Origin of the sequence: Rhodococcoides fascians A25f (assembly GCF_000760935.2) — a bacterium.
GTDB lineage: Bacteria > Actinomycetota > Actinomycetes > Mycobacteriales > Mycobacteriaceae > Rhodococcoides.
The window spans coordinates 2697501-2723541 of the sequence record NZ_CP049744.1 but is presented as its reverse complement, the minus strand read 5'-3'; the positions used below and the strand labels follow the sequence as shown (position 1 = coordinate 2723541).

Annotated in this window: 23 protein-coding genes, 1 tRNA gene and 2 rRNA genes (1 of these 26 running past the window's edge); 2 read left to right on the top strand and 24 right to left on the bottom strand. The window is 63.6% G+C overall.

Annotation, left to right across the window (positions count from 1 at the left end):
• Positions 1–3: 3 nt before the first annotated feature.
• Genes BH93_RS12965 through BH93_RS12950 form a run of 4 tightly spaced genes read right to left on the bottom strand, consistent with a single transcriptional unit; the run spans position 4 to position 3037 of the window.
• Positions 4–747 (bottom strand): IclR family transcriptional regulator, encoded by a 744-nt coding sequence (locus tag BH93_RS12965; RefSeq protein WP_037173630.1) that lies wholly within the window; start codon positions 745–747, stop codon positions 4–6.
• 4 nt (positions 748–751) lie between these two features.
• A complete protein-coding gene (locus tag BH93_RS12960; RefSeq protein ID WP_242459195.1) occupies positions 752–1186 on the bottom strand; it encodes a hypothetical protein in 435 nt (144 codons plus the stop codon).
• Positions 1153–2397 carry a DUF3500 domain-containing protein gene (locus BH93_RS12955; RefSeq protein ID WP_037173629.1) on the bottom strand — a complete coding sequence of 415 codons (1245 nt, stop codon included), beginning with the start codon at positions 2395–2397 and terminating at the stop codon, positions 1153–1155. The genes BH93_RS12960 and BH93_RS12955 overlap by 34 nt, the downstream gene beginning before the upstream one ends.
• A gap of 10 nt (positions 2398–2407) precedes the next feature.
• The gene (locus BH93_RS12950; RefSeq protein ID WP_242459194.1) at positions 2408–3037 is read right to left on the bottom strand and encodes a FadR/GntR family transcriptional regulator; all 630 of its coding nucleotides are present in this window, start codon (positions 3035–3037) and stop codon (positions 2408–2410) included.
• A 178-nt stretch (positions 3038–3215) separates the two neighbouring features.
• Here BH93_RS12950 and BH93_RS12945 point away from each other — a divergent pair, with 178 nt between their 5' ends.
• Both BH93_RS12945 and BH93_RS12940 read left to right on the top strand, forming a co-directional pair.
• Positions 3216–4064: a fumarylacetoacetate hydrolase family protein gene (locus BH93_RS12945; protein WP_037173626.1), complete on the top strand. Its 849-nt coding sequence runs from the start codon at positions 3216–3218 to the stop codon at positions 4062–4064.
• A gap of 786 nt (positions 4065–4850) precedes the next feature.
• Positions 4851–5030 (top strand): hypothetical protein, encoded by a 180-nt coding sequence (locus BH93_RS12940; protein WP_155290936.1) that lies wholly within the window; start codon positions 4851–4853, stop codon positions 5028–5030.
• 598 nt (positions 5031–5628) lie between these two features.
• Here BH93_RS12940 and BH93_RS12935 read toward each other — a convergent pair.
• From BH93_RS12935 to BH93_RS12840, 20 genes are all read right to left on the bottom strand, one after another.
• Positions 5629–5702 (bottom strand) — tRNA-Pro (locus tag BH93_RS12935).
• Positions 5703–5787: 85 nt separating this feature from the next.
• Positions 5788–7236: a ribosome biogenesis GTPase Der gene (gene der / locus BH93_RS12930; RefSeq protein WP_032377998.1), complete on the bottom strand. Its 1449-nt coding sequence runs from the start codon at positions 7234–7236 to the stop codon at positions 5788–5790.
• A complete protein-coding gene (gene cmk, locus BH93_RS12925; protein ID WP_037173624.1) occupies positions 7233–7916 on the bottom strand; it encodes a (d)CMP kinase in 684 nt (227 codons plus the stop codon). Before cmk ends, der begins: the two co-directional genes overlap by 4 nt.
• Positions 7916–9094, bottom strand: a complete 1179-nt coding sequence (locus BH93_RS12920) for a pseudouridine synthase (protein ID WP_080739024.1) — start codon at positions 9092–9094, stop codon at positions 7916–7918. Before BH93_RS12920 ends, cmk begins: the two co-directional genes overlap by 1 nt.
• Before the next feature lie 12 nt (positions 9095–9106).
• Positions 9107–9790 (bottom strand): SMC-Scp complex subunit ScpB, encoded by a 684-nt coding sequence (gene scpB, locus BH93_RS12915; RefSeq protein ID WP_037173623.1) that lies wholly within the window; start codon positions 9788–9790, stop codon positions 9107–9109.
• Positions 9787–10623, bottom strand: a complete 837-nt coding sequence (locus BH93_RS12910) for a segregation and condensation protein A (protein WP_032378001.1) — start codon at positions 10621–10623, stop codon at positions 9787–9789. The genes scpB and BH93_RS12910 overlap by 4 nt, the downstream gene beginning before the upstream one ends.
• Positions 10620–11582, bottom strand: a complete 963-nt coding sequence (locus BH93_RS12905; protein WP_242640164.1) for a ParA family protein — start codon at positions 11580–11582, stop codon at positions 10620–10622. The genes BH93_RS12910 and BH93_RS12905 overlap by 4 nt, the downstream gene beginning before the upstream one ends.
• Positions 11583–11692: 110 nt before the next feature.
• Positions 11693–12607 (bottom strand): site-specific tyrosine recombinase XerD, encoded by a 915-nt coding sequence (gene xerD / locus BH93_RS12900; protein WP_027497213.1) that lies wholly within the window; start codon positions 12605–12607, stop codon positions 11693–11695.
• 5 nt (positions 12608–12612) lie between these two features.
• Positions 12613–13245: an NUDIX domain-containing protein gene (locus BH93_RS12895; RefSeq protein ID WP_037173622.1), complete on the bottom strand. Its 633-nt coding sequence runs from the start codon at positions 13243–13245 to the stop codon at positions 12613–12615.
• On the bottom strand, positions 13242–14975 hold the full coding sequence (locus tag BH93_RS12890; protein ID WP_037173621.1) for a CTP synthase: 1734 nt from the start codon (positions 14973–14975) through the stop codon (positions 13242–13244). The genes BH93_RS12895 and BH93_RS12890 overlap by 4 nt, the downstream gene beginning before the upstream one ends.
• Positions 14976–15126: 151 nt before the next feature.
• Positions 15127–16074 (bottom strand): copper transporter, encoded by a 948-nt coding sequence (locus BH93_RS12885; protein ID WP_037174201.1) that lies wholly within the window; start codon positions 16072–16074, stop codon positions 15127–15129.
• Positions 16071–17255, bottom strand: coding sequence for a putative cytokinetic ring protein SteA (gene steA, locus BH93_RS12880; RefSeq protein WP_037173619.1), 1185 nt, complete (start codon positions 17253–17255; stop codon positions 16071–16073). Before steA ends, BH93_RS12885 begins: the two co-directional genes overlap by 4 nt.
• Positions 17256–17339: 84 nt before the next feature.
• Positions 17340–19109, bottom strand: coding sequence for a DNA repair protein RecN (recN, locus tag BH93_RS12875; RefSeq protein WP_037174198.1), 1770 nt, complete (start codon positions 19107–19109; stop codon positions 17340–17342).
• A 2-nt stretch (positions 19110–19111) separates the two neighbouring features.
• Positions 19112–20077 (bottom strand): NAD kinase, encoded by a 966-nt coding sequence (locus tag BH93_RS12870; protein ID WP_032366112.1) that lies wholly within the window; start codon positions 20075–20077, stop codon positions 19112–19114.
• A complete protein-coding gene (locus BH93_RS12865; protein WP_032372367.1) occupies positions 20074–20901 on the bottom strand; it encodes a TlyA family RNA methyltransferase in 828 nt (275 codons plus the stop codon). Before BH93_RS12865 ends, BH93_RS12870 begins: the two co-directional genes overlap by 4 nt.
• Position 20902: 1 nt before the next feature.
• A complete protein-coding gene (locus tag BH93_RS12860; protein WP_027497221.1) occupies positions 20903–21145 on the bottom strand; it encodes a hypothetical protein in 243 nt (80 codons plus the stop codon).
• 64 nt (positions 21146–21209) lie between these two features.
• Positions 21210–22199: an HAD-IIA family hydrolase gene (locus BH93_RS12855; protein WP_037173618.1), complete on the bottom strand. Its 990-nt coding sequence runs from the start codon at positions 22197–22199 to the stop codon at positions 21210–21212.
• A complete protein-coding gene (locus BH93_RS12850; RefSeq protein ID WP_080737267.1) occupies positions 22196–23077 on the bottom strand; it encodes a tetratricopeptide repeat protein in 882 nt (293 codons plus the stop codon). Before BH93_RS12850 ends, BH93_RS12855 begins: the two co-directional genes overlap by 4 nt.
• A gap of 74 nt (positions 23078–23151) precedes the next feature.
• Positions 23152–23268: ribosomal RNA gene (gene rrf / locus BH93_RS12845) — 5S ribosomal RNA — on the bottom strand.
• A 154-nt stretch (positions 23269–23422) separates the two neighbouring features.
• A 23S ribosomal RNA gene (locus BH93_RS12840) occupies positions 23423–26041 on the bottom strand; it runs 535 nt beyond the window's last position.

Sequence of the window (26041 nt, the reverse complement as noted above, 5' to 3'; positions counted from 1 at the left end):
ACGTCAGTAAGGGGCGACATCCTCGATCGACGAGACGTGGACCGCCGGATTGATGCGCTGCAACTCTTCGATCGCATGCGCCCGCTTCTGTGCGAATCGAGTCGTCGGCATGACCACACTCACCGCCTGCAAAGCCCCCGTCGGCCCGATGAATCCTGTTCCCACGGCGCAGATACCGAGGTCGTGCTCTTCGACGTCGACAGCGATGTGCGTACGGCGGATATCGACCAACCTGCGTTCGAGCTCCTCCAGGTCGGTGACGGTGTTGGCCGTGAACTGTCGGAGCGGCAGAGACATCAGGTCGTCCACCTGCTTGGCCGGCAGGTGCGCGAGGAGCGCCATGCCGATGCAGCTGGCATGGAGCGAGAAACTCTTTCCGACCTTGGTCACTCCACGTAGCCGCTCCGGCGAAGCAAGTTGATCCACGACGACCACTTCTCGACCGCTGAAAACGGCGAGTTCGACGTTTTCGTTGACCGCGCGGGCAACGCGCACCATTTGCGGACGGTTGGTGGACAGGAGGCGCAGATGAGCATTCATACCGAACTTGAGCAGACCGGGTCCGAGTGCGTACCCAGGACGACCCTGGCCCCGCACGACGAACAGCTCGTTCTCGAGGGATCGAGCGATACGATGCACCGTCGACCTCGGTAGCCCTGTGCGAGTGGCGAGTTCGGTCAGCGTGAGAGATTCTTGACTTTCGGCGATGGCGTCGAGCACCAGGGTGGCTCGACCGATATCTGCCACTGCCTCATCCTTTCGTCCACGTACGGGTGACCGTCAACGCGCGAATCGACCAGTCCGCTGCATCGATCTCCAGTGTGTACTCACCGAGCGTGTGCAGAACCGGTTCCGGGTCGAAAATCCACCGCGTGTAGTGAGCATGCGCGTTCCATCGCTCCGCGTCACCCGGAAACACCCGCAGGTTGCTGGTGTCGTGTCGGTGACCGGTAGGCCCCGCCCACAGGTCGGCGAAGAAACCATGCGCCGCGTCCGGTGAGGAGTAACTGCGATGCGGGAACTGCACCCGCGCACCACCGAGCAGATCGACCACGGCATCGAGATCCTTACGGTCGGCGATGTCGGTGTAGCTGTTGAGCAGGTTCGCGATTCGATGACGCGCAACAGCGTCGACGACATCGGCGGCTTCGCTCACCGCCGGGCCCGCTGCCACTGCCGAACCCACGAACGTCCGTAGTCGTTGCCGTGCGGTGTCCGCAGGACCGTATGGATGTGGAACGGTTTCGGGGTGTCGTAGTTCAGAAACACACCGCAGTGATGATCGAGTTCCGCGATGACGACCGGCGACTGAATCCGGTAGTAGAAGACGTCGCCCGGCTGGTGCCCACCGATCCACGAGAACCAAGTATCGGGTAGATGTTCGGTGACCTCACGCATTTTGGCTGCGCGCGGGCCTGCCGGCAGCAGGGCCATGAATCGTTCGACGATGTCCAGAGCAATTTTTTGCGCACCACCGGACAGAGTGGCGACTCGAACGCCCTCGAACGGGATCTGCCGGTTGTCCTGGAATGCACCGGCTAGATGTCGCTCGTCGCCGGGATGCACTCTGCCGCGCGGCATGGCCGGATCCACCATGTTCTCGTACACCGTTGCAGCACTGCGCTCCTCGGCCGTGAGCGTGTTCATCAGGCGAATAGCGAGATCGATTCTGGGCGCGAACGACTCGGTGCCGGCGTACGGCCCCTCGTCGATCTCGTTCGGCTCGGCACCGAGGAAGGCGGGAGTGACCACCATTCGGCCGTTCACGACAAGGCAGTTCACTGCCATGTGGTGTCCGAACACATGCCATCCCCACGGCTCCGTGAGGTTGGGCGTGCCGTACAGGGCGATGTTGTAACTGAATTCGCTCAGGATGCTCTGCAGGCCCACGACCTCGCCGAGAAAACCGTTGATCAACATCATCGTGTGGGCAAGCTCGAATCCTTCCGGACTCAACGACGCTGCCATCAGAGCCAGTGCCTTCTCGCGCACCTCGGTCGGCTGGAACTCCAGACGCAGGCCGGTATCGAATTGCATGAACTCGGGGTTGGCCCAGGTCTGCCATTGCGGAGCATCGACCGGAAAGCTCACGCTGGTTCGTGATTCAGGATCGAGTGCTGCGAGAAAACCCTGCGCCGCGGCCACCATTGCCGCGACCGGAGCCTCTTCGCCCGGGCGGGCGGGCTCGAAGTCGTGGACACCCTCACGCAGTGTTCCATCCTCGGTAACGCCTCGAAAGTCGTTCAGATACAGCGGAGCCCACCCGGCAACCAGGTCCCCGGTGAAGGTGCCCTCCTCACGCGCGGCTTTTCGGTACGTGTACGGGTCCATTCCCCGCACGTCCGCCAATCGGGGATGGTCGTGGTCGAACAGGTACTGGCGAAACTCTCCGGTCATGACGGGTCCTTCATGCAGTGGTGGTGTTGTGCCGAGAAACGATCTCCCGCACGGCGGGGACGTCACCCCCGACGATGGCGTCGACGAGATCGGCATGGATGCGGTAGCGCTCACGGCGATAGAGCTCGGCGTCGGCTGCGTCGATGCGCGACGACGCCGAGTTGAGATGACCGAGTGTTCCGACGTACACGGCCCGAGCCATGTCGTTGGGGCAGATGGCGGCAATCCGCTCGTGCAACGCCCAATTCGCATGCACAAAATCGTCCCAGGAGGTCGCCGATTCCATCGCGCTCAGCGCGAATCTCAGGTCGGCGGCGTCGCGCGGTCCGCAGTGCCGTGCGGCCGTGACGTCGATGAGCAGTTCGAGGTGATCGCGCAGCTCGATTGCATCGGCCACGGTAGCGGGGTCGTCCGACACACTGAGCAACGTACGGCGCAGGCGGACTATCGGACCGGATTCGGCCACGAACAATCCGCCGCCCCGGCCCGGTCGAATCTCGAGGATGCCTCGGTCACGGAGCAATCGCACCGCTTCGCTGACCGTCGAGTACGCGAATCCCGTTTCGGCCCGCAAGGATTCGAGAGTGCCGACCGACTCCCCCGCGGCCATTCCTGCCGTCCTGATTCGATCGTCGAGCACAGCAGCAAGCTCCTCCGCGCGCGTGCGAGGCGTAATCGGTGCTGCCGGTCGGCGTGAAATTGCCCCTTGCAGACGGGGCTCGGGTGCAGGCATAGTCACCATGGAAGCATAAACATGCGAAGGTTTACAAGGTTTAGATTTACCATTTTCGCCACATCGAATCGAAGGAGTCCCTCCCATGCGTTTGGTAGGAATCGAACGGCACGGAACGAATCTCGTCGAGGTGGCCGATCTCTCCGACGACGGAAAGGTGACCGTAGTCGCGAGCCTCGCCGAATTCTGGTCGGACCCGTCCGGGCACATCGCGCGCGGGGGCACGGAGGTGCTGAGCGCCCACGAGGTCCGGTACGTTCCGCCGGTCCTTCCGGGCGCGCGCGTGATCTGCATCGGCCTCAACTATCTGAAGCACGTCGCCGAAGGCAGCTATCGGTCGGAGCCGCTCCCCCAGGTTCCGACCTTGTTCGCACGGTGGTCTACCTCGCTGACCGTGGACGGCGACTCCATTCCGGTGCCCTCCGAGGAGGACGGCCTCGACTGGGAAGGCGAGGTGATGGCCTGGGTAGGAACCGAACTCGTGGACGCAACGCCGGACGATGCCCTCGCCGCGGTGGTCGGATACTCCACTTTTAACGACATCACCGCCCGTCTCGCCCAGAAAGTCACATCGCAATGGATCCTCGGCAAGAACGCCGACCGCTCCGGCCCCGTCGGCCCCTTGGTGCCCGCCGCCGAAGTCGGCGACCTGCGCGACGGATTGCGGATCAGCACCCGCGTGAACGGACATACGGTTCAAGACGCACGGACCGACGACATGGTCTACACGGTCGGTGACACCCTTGCGTACATCTCCCGTACCTTCACCGTGCGGCCCGGCGATCTGTTGGCAACCGGGACGCCGTCGGGTGTCGGTTACTCGCGTACGCCACCATGGCTCCTGCATCCGGGCGACGAGGTGGAAGTCGAGGTCGATCGACTGGGAGTTCTGCGAAACACGATAGTGGAAAACAGCTTTCGCTCGAAATCGTAATCCGAAAAGTCTCGGATGGTCAGAGGCGAAGAGGTCGTCGCAGAGCTGCCCTGTGGCCACGACCGCTTTGCAGATCTCCTTCAGCCGACGCGCCTGGACCTCGGTGATTCCGCCGATGCCCAACGTCCGCACCGCCCGATCGTGACCCGATGCGGCGTCGAGCTGAACGCGCACCCAGATCGGTCGGCGCCGCATACACTGCACCGACTGTTCTGAGACACCTCACGCGCGCACGAACCCGTCCGCATGAATCGACCCTGCCCGTCGTCGAAGTCAGCGGATACAGCCACGATCTGCCCTTCGCCGGCCTGTTGCAGGATGCGCTGGCGCTCCGCGTCTTCGAGGGAAGCAACGATGGGGTTCGCCGTCGGCAGTTGCACGCCATCCTCGCCGCGCCGTTACAGGCGACGCCATGATGTGAAAACGCACAGCGCATTCTTGCGGATGGTCATCCGCACCTCGTTGTTCCTGTCGCGCTCATCCCCGGACAGCTGGATTCGAAATGACACCCATTCTGTCGGTACTGGTCGGTACAAATGACAGCTCCGCACCGCGAGGCTAAGGTGCCGTGGATCGGCGAGCTCGCTGCGGCGATAGGCACCAGCAAACCCGATGAGCAGGATCGTCGAGTCCCGACGCTCCAGAACTTCGTCGGCCCAGCCTTGGCACCGCTCCCGCCGGTCCAAACGAGCAACTTGATGTCGTCGACCAGAAGCGGATCCCGAGGGGTACGGTGTCGGTTCCCCGGCTGCGGCGTACTCGCAGAGGATCCCGGAAGAGGTTCCGGTGACCAGTTCGTGCGGTCGGGGACAGATGGCCGGTGGTGCGGTGCTGGTGATTGATCGCCTCAATCCAGGTGCCGAAAGTGGCAACCGCGTAGGCCCGCTCTCCCGTTTCGGTTCGGGTGTCGGCGGCATCGACGAGAAGGCGGCGACGGTGATCGGGTGCGCCGGAAGCGTCACGTGATCATTCGCCTCACACCAGTTGGAAGCGTCTCCACGCGGCCGCATACGTCCTGCGCGTTCCCTCCGACCGGGAGGACTGCACGGCGGCCGCGATCCGCTTCGCGACAGCGGGCGGGACCTCCGGCTCGACAGCCACTGACCTGCCGACCTCGGTAGTACCGACGATGGTGGTTACCGCAGGTGCTCGGCTTGATCGGAAGTCCATGTCGACAGCTAGCGCAGGTCACCGACATGTCTGTAGAGAAAAACTGTGCTGAACTGGTGTTTTTCGTTCGACAATGCGAAGAATGCAATTTACATGGTTGGTATCGGCCATGGCTAGGTCGACTGAATCGCCCGGCAAAGGGTCGAGTTCGATCGGTGCGAACGCGCGTGACTGACCGCCGTCAGGGCTCGAATGGTTCCCACAAGAGTTTGATCCTGGACTCGAAATTCACGCGTTGAACCGTCAGAAACCTCGGCTCAGTCAGGGCGGTCGAGGCGGACGTCTGTGGACACCGAAAATTGGGTAACAAACGAGTAGTGACACTCCCGCGGCACCCAGCCGAAAAAGGCGGCCCCGGATTTCTCCGAAACCGCCTTTGACCTGCAACTATCTGTCGGGCTGACAGGAATTGAACCTGCGACCCCTTGACCCCCAGTCAAGTGCGCTACCAAACTGCGCCACAGCCCGCCGCGCCTCGAAAGGCGCTTGCTGAGATTACCCCAGCCCTACCCCTGAGAGGAAATCGCCTGCTCAGGGGCAAGGCCGGGAAACGTCAGCGGTTGTTGCCCTTGCCCGGCCGTTCCCGCTTCTCGCGGATACGCACCGAGACGCGCACGGGGCTGCCGTCGAAGTTGAACTCCTCACGCAGACGCCGCTCGATGAAGCGCCGGTAACCAGCCTCCAGGAACCCCGTGGTGAACAGCACGAACGTCGGCGGCCTCGTGCTGGCCTGCGTCGCGAACATGATGCGCGGCAGACGTCCGCCACGCATCGGCGGCGGAGTGGCCGCCACGACTTCCTTGAGCCACGTGTTGAGGCGTCCGGTGGGCACACGCTTGTCCCACGACTCCAGAGCCGTCTCCAGAGCGGGAACCAGCTTCTGGACGGCGCGGCCCGTCTGCGCCGAAATGTTCACTCGCTGCGCCCACGGCACCCGAGCGAGATCGCGATCGATCTCCTTCTCGAGCTGTTGACGACGATCGTCGTCCACCAGATCCCACTTGTTGAACGCCAAGACCAGTGCGCGGCCGGCGTCGGAGACCATGCTGAGCACCCGCAGATCCTGCTCCGAGATCACCTGTGAGGCATCGAGAAGCAGAATCGCGACCTCGGCGGCCTCGATGGCGGACTTGGTGCGCAGCGACGCATAGAACTCGGCACCACTGGCATGGCTGACGCGCTTGCGCAAGCCTGCGGTATCGACGAATCGCCATGTCTTACCGCCCAATTCGACCAACGAGTCGACCGGGTCGACGGTGGTGCCGGCGACATCGTGCACCACCGAGCGCTCGTCACCCGACAGCTTGTTGATCAGCGAGGACTTGCCGACGTTCGGCTTGCCGACCAAAGCCACACGCCTGGGTCCCCCACCGGGGATACCTTCACGCGGCGTCTCGGGCAGTGCCTCGAGCACGCGGTCGAGCAAATCGCCAGTGCCGCGGCCGTGGGTGGCCGAAACCGACAGCGGCTCCCCCAGGCCGAGCGACCACAGTGCGGCAACCTCGGACTCGGTGCGACCATCGTCGACCTTGTTGGCCACCAACAGAACCGGAGTCTTCGACCGGCGCAGTACTCGTGCCACTGCCTCGTCCGTCGTTGTCGAACCGACACGAGCGTCGACGACCAACAGGATCGCGTCGGCAGTGTTCATCGCCAATTCGGCCTGGCGCGCAACGGATTGCTGCAGACCCTTGGCGTCGGGCTCCCAACCGCCGGTGTCCTGCACCAGGAAGCGTCGGCCACTCCAGTTCGCCTCGTACGACACTCGGTCACGGGTGACGCCGGGGACGTCCTCGACCACGGCCTCACGTCGTCCGATGATGCGGTTGACGAGCGTCGACTTGCCGACGTTCGGACGCCCCACCACGGCGAGAGTCGGTACGGCCACGGCATCTTCGCCGTCTTCGCCTTCGTTGAGGTCGACGTACTCCCACTCGCCCTCGTCGCTCCATGTTCCATCGCCCGCGGTTTCCGCTGCGCCGGAGAAGAATTCTTCACTCACTGCACTGCTCCAGTTCTGTCATTGACCACGAGCAGCAAGCGCTCCATCACACCGTCGAGATCCAGCTCGCTGGTATCGACGATCACCGAATCCTCGGCGGGACGAAGCGGTGACACTGCTCTTGTCGAATCTGCATGGTCACGGCGTTGCACATCCGCGAGCACGGATTCGTAGTCGTCGCCGCGACCCTGCTCGACGTTCTGCTTGTTGCGACGCTTCGCCCGCGCTTCCGGGGACGCCGTGAGGAACACCTTCACGTCGGCGTCAGGAAGTACGACGGTGCCGATGTCCCGGCCCTCCACCACGATTCGCGTCGACGAGCTCGCGAGGTCGCGCTGCAGCTGCACCAACAGCTCACGCACCGCAGGCACCGCAGAGACCGCCGAGACGGCCTTGGTGACGGCATCGCCGCGGATTTCGCCGCTGACGTCCTCACCGTCGAGCAACACGGTCTCGGACAGCGGGTCCTTCCCGATCTCGAGGGGCAGTGCTGCAACAGCTTTGGCTACTCCGTCTGCATCGGTGGGTTCGACACCCGACCGCAGCACCCATACCGTTGCGACGCGGTACATCGCACCGGTGTCGAGGTAGCTTGCTTCGAGTGCCGACGCGAGCCGACGCGATACCGACGACTTACCGGTGCCCGACGGCCCGTCCATCGCTACGACGAGCGCACTCATCACAGGCCTACGGATTCGTAGAGCTTGCCGATCTCGCCGCGGCCGAGGACACGCAGTGTTCCTGGACGCTGATCGCCGAGCACGATGTTGCCGACATCGGTACGCACGAGGCGGCCGACGGGGAATCCGACCTTGTCGAACAACCGACGCACGATGTGCTTGCGGCCCTCGTGCAGGGTCACCTTGACGAGCGACTTGCCGTCCGAGATGTCGAGCAGCTGGAAGCCGTCGACCTTCACCGGGCCGTCGTCGAGAGTGACGCCCTCACGCAGCTGCTTGCCGAGTGTGCGGGGAATGGTGCCGAACAGCGTTGCCAAATAGGTCTTGGAGACCTCGAACGACGGATGCATCAGGCGGTGAGCAAGGTCACCGTCGTTGGTGAAGAGCAACAGCCCCTCGGTGTCCGCATCGAGGCGGCCGACGTGGAACAGTCGCTGCCCCGCCTGGACGCGCTCGGAGACGATGTCGCCGACGCACGGGCGTCCGAGGTCGTCGGACATGGTGCACTGCCATCCACGCGGCTTGTTCATCGCGAGATGAACCAGCTCTTCCTTCACGACGACGCGGGTGCCGTCGACGCGGACCACGGCGATGTTCGGGTCGATACGGATGCCCTGTTCGGTGACGATGCGTCCGTCGACCTCGACGCGGCCGTCGGCGATCAGTTCTTCGGCGGCACGACGCGATGCGACACCGGCCTGCGCGAGCACCTTCTGCAGACGAACACCTTCACCGGCAGGCACGTGCTTGCGGGGCGAGGAATCGGTGTGCTGGTGCTTCGCCGGCTTGGCGTTGCTGATCGTGGTCGTCGGAACCTGCTTCTTCTGCGGCTTCGGCGGCTTGGGACGCGACGGCTTCTTGCGGGGCACCGCGTCGTTGCTGCGGTCGTTGATGCCCGTGTCGGCAGGCTTGAAATCGAACTCGTCCTGCTCGACGCCTCTGCGGGGATCCGGTCGGCCTCCGGTTCGGGGTGCTCCGGTTCGGGGAGCGCCTGCGCGGGGTCCTCCGGTTCGAGGTGCACCAGCGCGGGGGGCTCCGTCACGGGGCGCTGCGTCGCGGGTGCGATCTCCGCGGCGTGCGTCACGCGGAGTGTCCGACCTACCTGCGGTCGGCTTCCTGCGTGGGTCTTGTCTCTTGTTGCGGTCCGGTGTGCCATCACGGCGAGCGGGCTTGTTCACTTGTCTTACCTATCAGTCGTCCGAGTCGAGCTCGGCTGCCGGATCGGGTTTCGATCCGCGGTTCTTGGTGGAGCGGGTCATTCTCGGGTCGGTGTCCATGCTGTCACTGATCTCGTCGATCAGGTCCACTCCAGGCAACAGCGGTGCCAGTTCGGGTAGATCACCGAGCGATGCGAGTCCGAGGCGTTCGAGGAACAGCTCGGTGGTGCAGTACATCGTTCCGTTCGTCTCCGGGTCCGTTCCCGCTTCGGAGATCAGTCCACGGGCGAGCAACGTACGCATCACTCCATCGACATTGACTCCACGTACGGCGCTGACTCGTGCGCGGGTCAACGGTTGACGATAGGCGATCACGGCCAGGGTTTCCAATGCTGCGCGTGTGAGCTTGGACCGAGCACCGTCCAGAAGCAGCCGTTCGACATAGGGCGCGTACGCGGTTCGGGTGTAGAAACGCCACCCGTCACCGGCGTAGCGAAGATCGATTCCGCTGCTTCGCTCGGTCAGTGCTGCGGCCATCTCGTTCAAGGAGGCGCGTACGCGAGCGATCGATGCACCCACGGCGGACGCGAGCTGCTCGTCCGACGCGGGGGTGTCCACGATCAGCAACACAGCTTCGAGCGCCGACGCGAGGGTGGCGTCGTCCAACTCCTCGGAATCGTCGACGTCCTCGAGCTCGAGTTCGGGGTCGGCACTCATGCGTAGTCCTCTTCCGTGACCACGATGGGTCCTTCGTCCTTGCCGGTCCAGCTCACTCGGAGATCGCCCAGCGGCTCCGGTTGTTCGAACGCGATCACCTGTTGGCGGAACAGCTCCAGCAACGCCAGGAATCGCGCGATTATTTCGACCTGCACCTCGCAGTCCTGCACCAGCTCCGAGAACGACGCCCATTCGTTCAGGCCGCGGCCCTGCAAATTCTCCAACAGCCACTCGGCCTGCTCGGGAATCGAGACGGCGTGCTGATGGATGTGATCGAGCCCCACCTGCGGAATCGGCTTGGGCCGAAAGGCGGCAGCGGCGATGTCTGCGAACCTGGCGGGGTCGACGCCGAGCAACACCTCCGGGATCAGATCGGCGTACCTGTCCTCCACCGACACCGATCGCGGATACCGCCGCAGCGCAGCAGCTTCCAGCTCACCGAACAGCAGGGCCACCTGCTTGTAGGCGCGGTACTGCAGCAACCGCGCGAACAGGAGGTCTCGTACTTCGAGCAGCGCCAGATCCTCGGCATCCTCGACGTCACCCGAGGGCAGCAGACGAGCTGCCTTGAGGTCGAGGAGCGTGGCGGCGACGACCAAGAACTCCGTCGTCTGATCCAGTCCCACATCGGCACCGAGAGACTTGGTGAACGAGATGAAATCGTCGGTGACGGTGTGCAGCGCGACTTCGGTGACATCCATGCGGTGCTGACTGATCAAGGACAGCAGCAGGTCGAACGGACCCTCGAAGTTGAGCAACCGAACCCGAAATTTCGACGGATCCGCGTCGGCGGGAACCTCGATCGGGGCCTCGTCGGCAGCGTCGACGGTCACGGACCCGACCGGTAGATCACCTCGCGCGCCAGAGCGCGGTACGCCTGCGCGCCGCCGGATTTCGGAGCCCATGTGGTGATGGGTTCACCGGCCACACTGGTTTCCGGGAACCGGACCGTACGAGTGATCACCGTGTCGTAGACCACGTCCCCGAACACCTCGACCACCCGTGTCATCACCTCGCGAGAGTGCAGCGTTCGGGCGTCGAACATCGTCACCACGATGCCGGCCAACTTCAGCCGAGGGTTCAGCCGATCGCGCACCTTCTCGACGGTGTCGTTGAGCAGTGCCAGGCCGCGGAGGCTGAAGTACTCGCACTCCATCGGAATCAGTACTTCGTCGGCGCATGTGAGCGCATTGACAGTCAGCAGACCGAGCGACGGCTGGCAGTCGATGAGCACGTAGTCGTAGCGATCCAGAATCGGATGCAGCACCCGCCCGAGCGTCTGCTCGCGGCCCACCTCGGTCACCAGCTGAATTTCGGCGGCCGAGAGGTCGATGTTGCTGGGCATCAGATCGAGATTCTCGACGCGAGTCCGCATGATGATGTCGTCGGCAGAGACCTTCGCCTCCACGAGAAGGTTGTAGACCGTCAGATCGAGTTCGTGATGCGCGACGCCCAAGCCCGCGGACAGTGCGCCCTGCGGGTCGAGGTCCACCAGCAGCACGCGACGACCGTAGCCGGCCAGCGATGCACCGAGATTGATGGTCGACGTCGTCTTGCCGACGCCACCCTTCTGATTGCACATCGCGATGATCTTGGCCGGGCCATGACTGGCCAGCGGTTGGGGATCCGGAACCGACCGCGTCTTTCGACCGGTGGGCCCGAGTTCGTTGGGAGCGGGAATGATGTCGCGCGACTCGCGACTGGACTCCGGTTGACGCGTATGGAACAGCGCGCCTTCGAGATGCGCACGATCCGAGGCTGACTCCGCCGCTGGCGGCTGCGGTGTCGACACGTTCCAGCGCTCCCCTGTCCCGTTCGTCTTCGAGTAGTTCACGCAAACGCTACCGCTTGAGGCACCGACGCTGTCACCGGACACGCTGACAACCAGCGCTCGACCTCGTGCTACCGCGCCCGCGGATGCGCTCCCGCCCACACTTCGCGCAGTGTGGTGACGGTGACGAGAGTGTAGATCTGCGTCGTCGTCACGGACGCATGGCCGAGCAATTCCTGCACGACACGGACGTCGGCACCGCCGTCGAGCAGGTGCGTCGCAAACGAGTGCCGGAGCACGTGCGGCGAAACCCCGGCCGTGATTCCGGCCCGCTGCGCGGAGTCCTGCAGCACTTGCCAGGCGCTCTGCCGCGACAGTCGACCGCCCCGCACATTGAGAAACAGCGCCGGATTCGAGCGGGCGACGAGCCCTGGCCGCCCGCGCACCAGGTACGCGTCGACCGCCTCGATGGCCGGCCGCCCCACCGGGACGACTCGGTGTTTCCCGCCCTTACCGCGCAGGAGCACCGAGCGAGCCTCGGTGTCGATGTCGTCCACATCCAGACCGACGGCCTCGGAGATGCGCGCGCCGGTGGAGTACAGCAGTTCGAGCAGTGCCCGATCTCGCAAACCACGCGGCGCGTCGGGACCGGCGATGGACGCCGATTCCAGTAGCGCCACGACCTGGTCGACGGGCAGCGACTTCGGTAGTCGTTTGGCCGGCTGCGGCGGCTTCACTTCGCTCGCGACGTTGCGCTCCACCATGCCCTCGGCCAGAGCGAAGCGATGCAGACCACGCACGGCGATCAGCGTCCGGGCCGCCGAACTGGCTGCGAGAGCCGGGAATTCGTCGTCGCCGCGCCGGAGGTACAGCACGAACTCGGTGATGTCGTTCTCGGTCACCTTGGCCAGATCGGAAATTCCGTACCCACTCAGAAACCGCTCGTACCGCACCAGATCGCGACGGTACGACGACACCGTGTTCGGTGCCGACCCGCGCTCGACCACCAGATGATCGAGATACGTCGCAATCTGATCGCCGATCACGGTGGCTACTTTCGTGAACTCTTCCGAGACTCGAATGCCGTGGGTCGATCCGCCCACGGGGCGTCGGCCGAACGCAACTCGGTGCCGGTGGCACGAGCTGCCGCCAACGCGAGCACTCCCGACACGGCGGAGGCGTTGACGATCTCCCCGGCCAATGCACGACGGACGGCCTCGTCCATCGGCACGAAGAACAGCTCGATGTCTGCCTCCTCGTCGTGTGCCTCCGGGCGATCGACCTCACTCAGATCCTCGGCGAGGAAAATGCGTACCGCTTCGTCGGTGAATCCGGGCGAGGCCAACACGTCCACCAACACCGACCACTTCCCGGCCGCAAGACCGGTCTCCTCGGCCAGTTCACGCTGCGCCGCCAGCACCGGCTCCTCCCCCGGCTCGTCGAGCAGGCCCGCGGGCAGCTCCCAGAGACGACGCCCGATGGGGTGCCGGTACTGCTCGATCATCGCCACGCGGTCCTGATCGTCGACGGCAAGAATGCCGACTGCGCCGTGATGCTCGACCACCTCACGCTCGGCCTTGCGCCCGTTCGGCATCGATACCTGATCGAGCCGAAGCGCCAGAATGGCACCGGAGTACGCAGCCGTCGAGTCGAGGGTGGTGAACTCGTGTCGGGGCTCGCTCATCCGACGGTCTCGGCGGCGGCGTCCGACTCCTCCGCCGCCACGGTGTCACCGTGAACGTCGACCGGCAGGCGCTCCGCAGCCTTGTACTTCAGAGCCGCATTGATCAACGATGCGAACAACGGGTGCGGACGGGTCGGCCGGCTCTTGAGCTCCGGATGCGCCTGGGTGGCGACGAAGAACGGGTGCACCGAGGCAGGCAGCTCTACGAACTCGACCAGATGGCCATCCGGAGAAGTACCGCTGAACACCAAGCCGCTCTTGGCAATTCGATCCCGGTAGTCGTTGTTGACCTCGTAGCGGTGGCGATGACGCTCCGAGACGCTTTCGGTGCCGTACGACGCGGCAACAACCGAACCCTTCTGCAGTGTCGCCGGGTAGGCACCCAGGCGCATCGTGCCGCCGAGATCGGCGTCACCGGCGACGGCATCTTCCTGATCGGCCATCGTCGAAATCACCGGATCCTTGGTGTCCGGATCGAACTCGGCGGAATTGGCGTCGGTCAGACCGACCGAACGAGCCGCCTCGATGACCACACACTGCAATCCGAGGCACAGACCCAACAGCGGAATCTTGCGCGTGCGGGCGAACTCGATGGCCCCGAGCTTGCCCTCGATACCGCGGATGCCGAAACCGCCGGGAATGAGCACCGCATCGACGTCACCGAGCGCAGCCTGAGCCCCCGCAGGCGTCGAGCACTCGTCGGACGGGACCCACTTGATCTCGACCTTCGCGCGATGAGCGAATCCGCCGGCACGCAGCGCCTCGGTGACCGAGAGGTAGGCGTCGGGCAAGTCCACGTACTTGCCGACGAGGCCGACACGCACAGTTTCGCGTGGCTGGTGGACCCGCTCGAGCAATCCGCCCCAGATGGTCCAGTCGACATCTCGGAACGGCAGACCGAGCTGACGGACGACGTAGGCGTCGAGGCCTTCCTTGTGCAACACCTTCGGAATGTCGTAGATCGACGGCGCGTCGGGCGTGGAGATGCAGCCGTCGACATCGACGTCGCACATGAGCGCGATCTTGTTCTTGAGTCCCGGCGGCACGTCACGATCGCAGCGCAGGATCAATGCGTCGGGCTGGATGCCGATACTGCGCAGGGCAGCCACGGAGTGCTGGGTGGGCTTGGTCTTGAGCTCACCGGACGGCGCCAGGAACGGAACCAACGACACGTGCAGGAAGAAGACGTTGTTGCGGCCGACGTCGTGGCGAACCTGGCGCGCTGCTTCGAGAAACGGCTGCGACTCGATATCGCCGACGGTGCCACCGATTTCGGTGATCACGACGTCGGGCTGATGGCCCTGCAGGTCCGGCCCGTTCATGGCCAGAATTCGACGCTTGATCTCGTCGGTGATGTGCGGGATGACCTGAACGGTGTCGCCCAGGTACTCGCCGCGACGCTCCTTGGCGATGACCGTCGAATAGACCTGGCCGGTGGTGACATTGGCGAACCCCGACAGATCCCGGTCGAGGAAGCGCTCGTAGTGTCCGACGTCGAGGTCGGTCTCGGAGCCGTCCTCGGTGACGAAGACCTCACCGTGCTGGAACGGGTTCATCGTGCCGGGATCGACATTGAGGTAGGGATCGAGCTTCTGCATGGTCACGCGGAGTCCGCGTGCGGTCAGCAGCTGGCCGAGGCTCGACGCCGTCAGACCTTTTCCGAGCGAAGACGCGACGCCCCCGCTGACGAAGATGTGCTTGGTGTCGGAACGCGACTGAAGGCGTGACAATGAGGCTCCCGTGACGAATCTGCAGGGCTTGCTCCTACCAGGGGGCTGATAAGAGAGGTACAGCATGAAAATTGGGCCTGCTACCCACGGGACTTCACGGTAACACCAGTACGTACCTCACCGCCAACGACACGCTCGTTGCGGGCACCGATCAGCTCGCCGGCGCTCCGACGGTGACGGCATTCGCGTTCGCTCCGGTGCCGTACCGACCCGATGCACCGTCCAGCTGCTCCGCCAAGGCGAGAACGGTGGTGATCCGTCCGGCTTCACGGTCTACGTTGTCGACCGTACTCAGTGAGGACGACAGAGCCGAATCAGCGCGTACGACGGCAATGGATTCGTTGCCTTCGGCGGCGCCGGACCGGCCGGCCAGCACCGCACCTGCACCGCGCGAATCGAGAGCACCGGCAAAGCGAGCGACGATGGCCCCGCGATTGCCGTCCTCGACGTTCGAGGAACCGGAACCGGTGACGACGACCGCCAGCTGGGCGGGCGCGACTGCACCGTTGTCGTAGGCGATGAACCCGCCGCTGCGCAGCGTTTCCAGAGCGAGCGAAAGCTCCTCCGGGGTGGACTGGGGTTGCGCGGTCTGCGCGTTGAGCAGCAGCACCGAGCCCAGCAGGTCACCCGCCAGGCTTCCCTGATCCACCGCGCCGGTGCGCAACTGCACGCCGGCGGGAATGACGTTGGTCAGTCGGGTGCGCAGGTCGTCGCCGTTCGCCGCCGAGACGAACGCGTCGGTCAGCGACACTCGGCCGGTGACGGTGGCTCCCGACGCTCCGATCGAGCGGGTGACTCCGCCGACGTCACCGGGATCTGCGTCAGGGGTGGTGATGACCACCACGGAACGATCCACCAAGGTGTCTCGCAGAACCCGGCCCGATACTGCGGCGTCGAACCCGTCGGCAGAGTTCAGCTGCTCACCGAGCTGGTTGTTGGTCGCCTGCAGATCGTCCACCTGATTTTCGAGGCCGGTCTTGTCGTCCCGAAGACCCGAGACCAGACCGCTCGACAGCAGACCCGAACCGAGCACGATGCCGATGGCCAGAGCGACGAATACCGCTGCCAGCGAAATGGCATGTTGGCGAAGCGAAATCACGGAAGCAACCCCTGGAACCACAGAGCGAACCGGTTCCACAGGTCGATCGCCCAGTCCAACGATTCACCACCGATGTTGGACACTGCCAACGCCACGATGACGGCAACGAGGGCCGCGAGAATCAGCAGGGCAATCGCGCCACCGGAAACTCGGCTCCGGTACAGAGTGGCCACAGCTTTGGCGTCGACCAGCTTGGCCCCGACCTTCAGACGCGTCATGAACGCTGCCGGGTTCGTATTGCGACGACCACGATCGAAGAACTCGTCGAGGCTGGCCGGGCTACCGACCGACACGATCAGCGAGGCCCCGTGATGATCGGCCAGCAGCAGAGCAAGATCGGCAGCGGCACCGCTCGCCGGGAACGTCATGGCACCGATTCCGAGGTCTTGAATGCGTTCCAGTCCTTGCGCGTGACCGTCCGAATCGGCCGGAAGTACCACCTCTGCACCACATTTGAGCGTCTGAGCGGTGATGTCCTCGGGGTCGCCGACGATGAGATCGGGCCGATGACCCGCCTTCATCGCAGTGTCGGCACCCGCACCGACGCCGATGATGACGGGCGAGTATTCCTTGATGAACGGCTTGAGGTTCTTCAGATCCTCGGCATGACCTGGTCCGTCGGCGACGATCACGACGTGACGGCCCTTGAGATCGATGTCGATATCCGGCACGCCGACACCGTCGATCAACAGCGGGCTTTCGGTGCGGATGAACTCGATCGTGTTGCCCGAGAATGCTTCCAGGTGATCGACCAGTCCGGTCTTGGCCTCGATCATCTTGTCGGAGATCTCGGCTTCGCTCTGCTCGTCGCCCTTGGCGAGACGACGATCGCCGGTGTAGACACCGCCGTCGTTGAGACGAATCTTGGTGCCGTCCTTGATCTTCTTGAAGATCTCGGTGCCGGCCGAGTCGATCAAGGTGATGCCGTTGGCCACGATGACCTCGGGACCGAGATTGGGGTAACGCCCGGAGATCGACGGCGACGCGTTGACGACCGCGAGCACCCCCGCCTCGACGAGCGCATCTGCGGTCAGACGATCCAGGTCCAGCTCGTCCAGGACGACGATGTCGCCCGGCCCGACCCGCTTGAGCAGCTTGGCCGTGTTGCGATCGACTCGCGCGATCCCGGTGATTCCAGGTAGCGAATCCTGACTACGTGACAGCAGAGCCGGCATCTTCATGTGGACCATGATGACCCGATCGACACGCCCGGCGATGGAGGCGCGCCGAAACAACTACCACACTGATCACATCAGCACCAAAGGTTACAGGGCAGCTCGATCCGCGTTTGCAGTGGCCAGCAGCTCCTCGGCGTGCGCGCGACCGGTCTCCGTATCGTCCAGACCTGCGAGCATTCTGGCGAGCTCTACGACCCGCTCCGACGACGACAGCGTCCGAACGCCGCTGTTCGCCGCACCCTTCTTCGCATCGGTCTTGTCGACCACCAGATGTGTATCCGCGAACGCCGCGACCTGAGGCAAGTGAGTGACCACGATGACCTGATGGGTGCGAGCCAATCGGCCGAGCCGACGCCCGACCTCGACGGCAGCGCGACCACCGACACCGGCGTCGACCTCGTCGAACACCATCGTGGCGCCCTTGTCCGAGCCCGCCAACACCACTTCGAGGGCCAGCATCACCCGTGAGAGCTCACCGCCCGACGCACTCTTGCTGATCGGCAGAGCCTGGGCACCGTCGTGTGCGGACAGGCGAAACTCGACCTCGTCGACGCCGTTGCTGCCGGCATGCAGTTCGGCACCGTCGACGACGATCGGGGCGGTGTCCGACGGTCCGGCAGGCAAAGCTCGAACATCGATCTGCAGCTTGGCTTTTCCCATCGCCAACCCGGCCAGCTCGACGCTGACCGCCTTCGAGAGTTTCACCGAAGCCTTCGCACGGGCCGCACTGAGCTTCGATGCCGCTGCCGCGACGTCGACCGCAGCAGCCTCGACCTTGGCACTCAATTCGGCCAAGGCGTCGGCCGAGGTGTCGATGCGCGAGAGGCGCTCGCGGGCATCCTCCGCCCAGGCGATGACCCCGTCGACGTCGGCGGCGTACTTCCGCGTCAACGACTTCAGCTCGGCCTGGCGGTTCAGGATCGCGTCGAGCGCACCCGGATCGGACGGCAGATCCGTCAGGTACGAAGTGAGATCGGCACCGATGTCGCCCACGATGGCCATCGCGTCGTTCAGCCGCGGCAACAGCTCCGTCAGAGCAGCGTCGTCGGCATGCTCCAAGCGAGAACGAGCCTCACCCAACAGATACAGCGCAGACGTGGTGTCCGACGCCTCCTCGGTACTCCCGACGAGAGCCGCGGCGGCACCCTCGGCGGTTTCCCGCAGCGAATCGAGGTCGCCGAGCCTGCGCACATCCTCGGCCACGGAGCGATCCTCACCCGGCTCCGGTGCCAGGGAGTCGATCTCCTGCAGGCCGAACTGCAGCCGGTCCGCTTCCTGAGCCAATTCACGGCTGCGTTCGGTGCGGTCGATCAATTCGTTGCGTGCGTCGAGCCACGTCTTACGGGCGGCGCGATACTTCGCCACCAGAGAGGCAACCGAATCACCGGCGAATCTGTCGAGTGCACCGAGTTGCTGATCGGGGCGCAGCAGCCGCAACTGATCGTTCTGGCCGTGCACTGTCAGCAGCGAATCGGTGAAGTTCGACAGCACCGATGCGGGGACGCTTCGTCCACCCAGATGTGCACGTGAGCGGCCGTCCGAATTGACCGTTCGCACGGCGATGATCGAATTGTCTTCGTCGCGTTGACCTCCCGAGGATTCGAGCACCTTCTCGACGTCCTCGATCACCTGTTCCGAGGCGGTGTCGGTGCTGAATCGACCCTCGACCACGGCCCTTTGGGCACCGAGCCGCACCCGACCTGCATCGGCGCGTGCACCCGACAGCAGATGCAAGCTGGTGACCACCATCGTCTTGCCCGCACCGGTCTCGCCGGTGAGAACCGTCAACCCCTCGTGAAATTGTGCGCTCGCACCGGAGATGACTCCGAGGCTGTCGATCCGAATCTCTTCGAGCATCCCTACCTCGCTCTCCCCCGCCACCCGGTCACGGGCAGTTCGAATTTCTTGACCATGCGATCGGCGAACGGTGCCGAATCCAGGCGAACCCACTTGATGGGCGATGCTCCCCGCACGACCTCGACGCGTGCTCCCGCCGGCAACCCCAATGTGCGGCGGCCGTCGCAGAACACGAAACCATCGTGTCCGCCGGCATCGATCTCGACGGCGATGATCGACTCGGGGCTGGTGACGAGCGGACGCGCGAAGAGGGCATGGGCGTTGCTCGGGATGACCAGTATGGCTTCGAGTTCCGGCCACACCACCGGCCCGCCTGCAGAGAACGCATATGCCGTCGACCCCGTGGGTGTCGACACGAGCACTCCGTCGCAGCCGAACGCGGAGACCGGACGCCCGTCCACTTCGAGAACGACCTCGAGGACCCCGAGCCTGGAACCGTTCTCGATGCTCGCCTCGTTCAAGGCCCACCCACGCTCGACGACCTGGTCGCCCACTCGGATGGCAATGTCCAGCGTCATCCGCTGTTCGATGCGATAGTTGCCGGCCATGACACGCGCCAGCGCGTCCTCGAGATGGTCGGCCTCGGCCTCCGCGAGAAACCCCACGTGGCCGAGGTTGATACCGAGAACCGGGATGTCGGCCGCCTGTGCGAGCTCGGCTGCGCGCAGGAACGTTCCGTCACCGCCGAGAACCAGAACCATCTCGCACCCGGCGGCCGCATCGGGACCGAACTCGACGACGTTGAGCCTCATGTCCGCCACGAACACATGGTCGTGTTCCTCGGTGTCCGATGCCTCGATCTTGGACGGTTCCACTTCGTCGACGAGAACCCGCAGGCAGATGCCTGCTTCGTCGAACACTTTGCCCACTCGGCGCGCCGTCTCGGCGATGTCGGGCCGGCCGGGGTGTGCGACGAGAAGAATCTCCCGAACGGACTCCTGTGTCGGTGCTGCATGGGACGGAGTCACTGTGGTCCTTCCTCGATCGCGTGACGGACCAACTCGGTGACGTCCACGTCGGTACGCGGCGAACCGTCACCTGCGCCCGCCTTCAGCCACAAAAAGTACTCGACGTTGCCCGAAGGTCCCGGCAGTGGGCTTGCGGCGACCGCCTCGACTCGCAGGTTCGACGCAAGCGCGGCATTCGCGACGTCCTCGACGGCCTCCGCCCGCAGCGCCGGGTCTCGCACGACGCCGCCGGAACCGACACGATCCTTGCCGACCTCGAATTGAGGCTTGACCATCAACACCATGTCCGTACCCGACGTGGAGCACGCGACGAAAGCGGGAAGAACGAGTTTCAGAGAGATGAACGACAGGTCTGCCACGATGACGTCGACCGGGCCCCCGATCGTGTCGGCATCTATCGAACGCACATTGGTGCGATCGATGACGTGCACGCGTTCGTCGGATTGCAGCCGCCACACGAGCTGGCCGTAACCCACGTCGACCGCAACGACCTCGCGCACACCGCGACTGAGCAGAACGTCGGTGAAACCTCCCGTGGAGGCACCGGCGTCGAGACACCGCGCGTTCTCGACGGTCAGACCCAGTGGCTCGAACGCGTCGAGGGCACCGAGCAGTTTGTGCGCGCCGCGAGACGCCCAGCTGATTTCGTTGTCTTCCTCGGCCACCAACAGCGGAGTGCCCGGCTCGACGGCGGTAGCGGGCTTCGAAGCCACGGTTCCGGCAATCTTCACCCGGCCTGCTTCGATGAGTTCGGAGGCGTGTTCACGAGATCTGGCCAATCCACGACGGACCAGTTCTGCGTCGACACGTGCGCGACGGGCCACGTCAAGTCTTGTCGACGGTCGTCAAGGCCCGAACCAGCACTTCGTGGGCCCGGTCCAGCACACTCGCATCACGCGCCAGGGCGTCGGAATCGACGGCCTCCGAGTCGAGGCCTGCCTCCGACCCGATGGTGAGCTGCGCGAGCAGCGACGACACCTCGGCCCTGATGCTGTCCGGATCTGCGGACGACTGTTCGCCGGCCGCGTTCGGCCGGTGTTGTCCTGGGAGTGGAATCGACGCGCTCATCACCTCTCACGCTATCGGATGGGTCCGACGAACGCCCGCTCGCGGCCGACTGCACGAACCCGTGTCAGCAACCCAACAACGAGCGCAAATCGGCGAGTCCGTCCCCGTCGAAGCGAACGTCCGAGAATTCCGAACCCGACCACGCAACATCGAGGACGGCGAGCAGACCCTCGAAGGCGTCCATCTCGGCAGCACCCTCGAACCGCACGGACAGGACCTCGTCGTCGATGCCGACCGTCCAGCCATCCTTACCGGCGACCTCGGACGCCGACTCGTCCTTGTTCAGAACCCCGAGATCACTACCGATGTGAGTGGGACGCAGGTGCTTCGGAGCACGAAGCAACTCTGCAGCGGTACTGACACCCGTCAGGACCAACAGCGACGGGAGGGCAGCTTCGTTCGCGCCTGCTATATCGGTATCGAGCCGGTCTCCGACCACGAGCGCCGACTTGGCACTACTTCGCTCGACGGCGTCACGCATGATGGGAGCCGCGGGCTTGCCTGCAACGATGGGCTCGACGTCGGTGGCATTGCGCACTGCTGCCACCATCGAACCGTTGCCGAGAACGAGGCCGCGCTCGGTCGGAAGAGTCGCATCGACGTTGGTCGCGACCCACAGCGCGCCCGCACGCACAGCCAGCACCGCCTCGGCCAACATGGGCCACCCTGTATCGACCGAATGTCCCTGAACCACCGCAACCGGCTGGTCGTCGGCAGAGCGCACCGGCGTCAATCCGACCTTCGCGATCTCGGTCGCCAAGGCGTTGGTACCTACGACGAGGACGCGTGAGCCAGGATCGAGTCTGTCCGCGAGTACTCGGGCTGCTGCTTCGGAACTGGTGACGACAAATTCTGCTGTGGTGTCGAAACCGAGTTCGCGGAGGTGTTCGGCGACATCGCTCGGTGCGCGACTGGCATTGTTGGTGACGAAGAACTGCTTCTCGGAACCACCCGAAAGCGCCTCCACTGCACCCGGAATGGGTTCCTTGCCGGCGTAGACGGTGCCGTCGAGGTCGAGCAGCAGAACGTCGTGGGCGTCGCGCAGTAATGTCACCGACTGCCTCCGGACAGCTCCTCGACTCGCTCCTCCGCGTCTGTCTCACCATCGACATCGGCCGCAGCAGCGTTGAGGAACCACTTCACACCCTCATCGACGCGACCTGCCGCCACCAGTGCGTCGGCGTAGACGTAGAACAGGCGCGCTGCAGCGGTTCCCGAGCGCGAGGCGTCGAGGTCCGGGGTCTGCAGGGTGACGACAGCCTGGTCGAACTGGTTGAGGTCCATACGAGCACCGGCCACGACAATTCGGAGTTCCGACGCTTCCTCGCCGGTCAACTCGCGAGCCTCGTCGCTACGACCGAGTTCGATCGCGCGCTCGGGACGTCCGAGTCCGCGTTCGCAGTCGGCCATCACGGCAATGAGACCTGGCCCGCCGGCCATGCGCCGGGCGGCGCGAAGCTCGGACAGGGCTTCGGCCCATTCGCCGGCGTGGTAGGCCGCGATACCCGCGGTTTCGCGGACAACTGCGATCCGACCTGCTCGCTGACGAGCAGCGCGCGCGTGCAGCAGCGCCAACTGCGGGTCGTCGTCGAGCAGCCTGCTGGTCATCACGAGGTGACGGGCCACAGCAGTGGCATTGTTCTTGTCCAAGCTCAGCAGATCTCGGCGCACTGCCGGTTCGAGCTGGCCGGCTTCGACCTCGTCGGGCAGATCCGGCTCGTCGGGCCGCGGGGGTCGACGGTCGGACGATGCGCTGTTACCGCGGCGATCGCCGGAGAACCCACCCTCACCACCACGCCTGCGAGGAGGACCGTCCGAACGACGCGGGTCGGCGCGACGGTCCTGAGCGCGAGGGTTGCGATCTCGGGACTCGCTCGGGCGGTTGCCGCCGTCCCCTCGAGAGGGGCGACGATCGTTGTTGTCTTCCGACACGGGCGTCCTTTCGGATTTTGGATACAAAACGCAAAAAGGGGACCCACCAAGTGGGTCCCCTTCTTACAACGGGTGTTCGGCGGTGTCCTACTCTCCCACACCCTGTCGAGTGCAGTACCATCGGCGCTGGAGGGCTTAGCTTCCGGGTTCGGAATGGGACCGGGCGTTTCCCCTCCGCTATGGCCGCCGTAACTCTGCGAAACAGTGTCACGAGCGGTCTCAGTCGGAGAACACGTCCCCCACGTGCTGTCGGGGTGGTGTTTCGTCGTGGACCTGTATTCGATTGTGCTTGCTGAACAACTCGTGTGTTGTTTCAGATATTGCACAGTGGACGCGTAGCTTCTTCGTGGTAAGTCCTCGGCCTATTAGTACCAGTCACCTGCATACATTGCTGTACTTCCAGTTCTGGCCTATCAACCCGGTGGTCTGCCGGGGGCCTTACCCCCTCGAGGGGGTGAGAAACCTCATCTTGGAACAGGCTTCCCGCTTAGATGCTTTCAGCGGTTATCCCTTCCGAACGTAGCCAACCAGCGGTGCTCCTGGTGGAACAACTGGCACACCAGAGGTTCGTCCGTCCCGGTCCTCTCGTACTAGGGACAGCCTTCCTCAAGTTTCTTACGCGCGCGGCGGATAGAGACCGAACTGTCTCACGACGTTCTAAACCCAGCTCGCGTGCCGCTTTAATGGGCGAACAGCCCAACCCTTGGGACCTACTCCAGCCCCAGGATGCGACGAGCCGACATCGAGGTGCCAAACCATCCCGTCGATATGGACTCTTGGGGAAGATCAGCCTGTTATCCCCGGGGTACCTTTTATCCGTTGAGCGACACCGCTTCCACTTGCCGGTGCCGGATCACTAGTCCCGACTTTCGTCCCTGCTCGACTTGTCAGTCTCACAGTCAAGCTCCCTTGTGCACTTGCACTCGACACCTGATTGCCAACCAGGCTGAGGGAACCTTTGGGCGCCTCCGTTACATTTTAGGAGGCAACCGCCCCAGTTAAACTACCCACCAGGCACTGTCCCTGAACCAGATCATGGTCCGAGGTTGAGGTATCCAATACGATCAGAGTGGTATTTCAACAACGACTCCACAGTAACTGGCGTCACCGCTTCACAGTCTCCCACCTATCCTACACAAACCGAACCGAACACCAATACCAAGCTGTAGTGAAGGTCCCGGGGTCTTTTCGTCCTGCCGCGCGTAACGAGCATCTTTACTCGTAATGCAATTTCGCCGAGTCTATGGTTGAGACAGCTGAGAAGTCGTTACGCCATTCGTGCAGGTCGGAACTTACCCGACAAGGAATTTCGCTACCTTAGGATGGTTATAGTTACCACCGCCGTTTACTGGGGCTTAAATTCTCAGCTTCGCCATTGCTGGCTAACCGGTCCTCTTAACCTTCCAGCACCGGGCAGGCGTCAGTCCGTATACATCGTCTTACGACTTCGCACGGACCTGTGTTTTTAGTAAACAGTCGCTTCTCACTGGTCTCTGCGGCCCACACCAGCTCAGGAAGCAAGTTCCATCACCGGCAGGGGCCCCCCTTCTCCCGAAGTTACGGGGGCATTTTGCCGAGTTCCTTAACCATAGTTATCTCGATCGCCTTAGTATTCTCTACCTGACCACCTGTGTCGGTTTGGGGTACGGGCCGTGTAACAACTCACTAGAGGCTTTTCTCGGCAGCATAGGATCACTGAATTCGCCTCAATCGGCTACGCATCACCTCTCAGGCTGTGTGAACGGCGGATTTGCCTACCGTTCGCCCTACAGGCTTACACCAGTACAACCACTGACTGGCCCAGCTACCTTCCTGCGTCACCCCATCGCTTGGCTACTACCAGATCAGGTCCCACGCATCCACCACACCCCTCACTCTCGAAAGAGATCGGTAACGTGGATTCAGGGTGGTTAGTATCACTGATTCACCATGGGCGCGGTTACACGGGTACGGGAATATCAACCCGTTGTCCATCGGCTACGCCTGTCGGCCTCGTCTTAGGTCCCGACTCACCCTGGGCGGATTAACCTGGCCCAGGAACCCTTGGTCATTCGGCGGACGAGTTTCTCACTCGTCTTTCGCTACTCATGCCTGCATTCTCACTCGCGCAGCCTCCACACCTGGATCACTCCGATGCTTCCATGGCTGCACGACGCTCCCCTACCCACCCACACACCTGGCTGAACCCTCGCAAGGATTCAGCGGGCTATTGTGTGAGTGCCGCAGCTTCGGTGGTGTACTTGAGCCCCGCTACATTGTCGGCGCAGGATCACTTGACCAGTGAGCTATTACGCACTCTTTCAAGGGTGGCTGCTTCTAAGCCAACCTCCTGGTTGTCTTCGCGACCCCACATCCTTTTCCACTTAGTACACGCTTAGGGACCTTAGCTGGCGATCTGGGCTGTTTCCCTCTCGACTACGAACCTTATCGCCCGCAGTCTCACTGCCACGCTCTCACTCACCGGCATTCGGAGTTTGGCTGATTTCGGTAAGCTTGTAGGCCCCCTAGACCATCCAGTAGCTCTACCTCCGGTGAGAAACACGTGACGCTGCACCTAAATGCATTTCGGGGAGAACCAGCTATCACGGAGTTTGATTGGCCTTTCACCCCTACCCACAACTCATCCCCTCAGTTTTCAACCTAAGTGGGTTCGGTCCTCCACGACGTCTTACCGTCGCTTCAACCTGGCCATGGGTAGATCACTCCGCTTCGGGTCTAGAACACGCCACTACACCACTAACGTGGATACGCCCTATTCGGACTCGCTTTCGCTACGGCTACCCCACACGGGTTAACCTCGCGACATGCCACTAACTCGCAGGCTCATTCTTCAAAAGGCACGCCATCACCAGCAACAGTAAACTGTTCACCAGCTTTGACGGATTGTAAGCGCACGGTTTCAGGTACTATTTCACTCCCCTCCCGGGGTACTTTTCACCTTTCCCTCACGGTACTAGTCCGCTA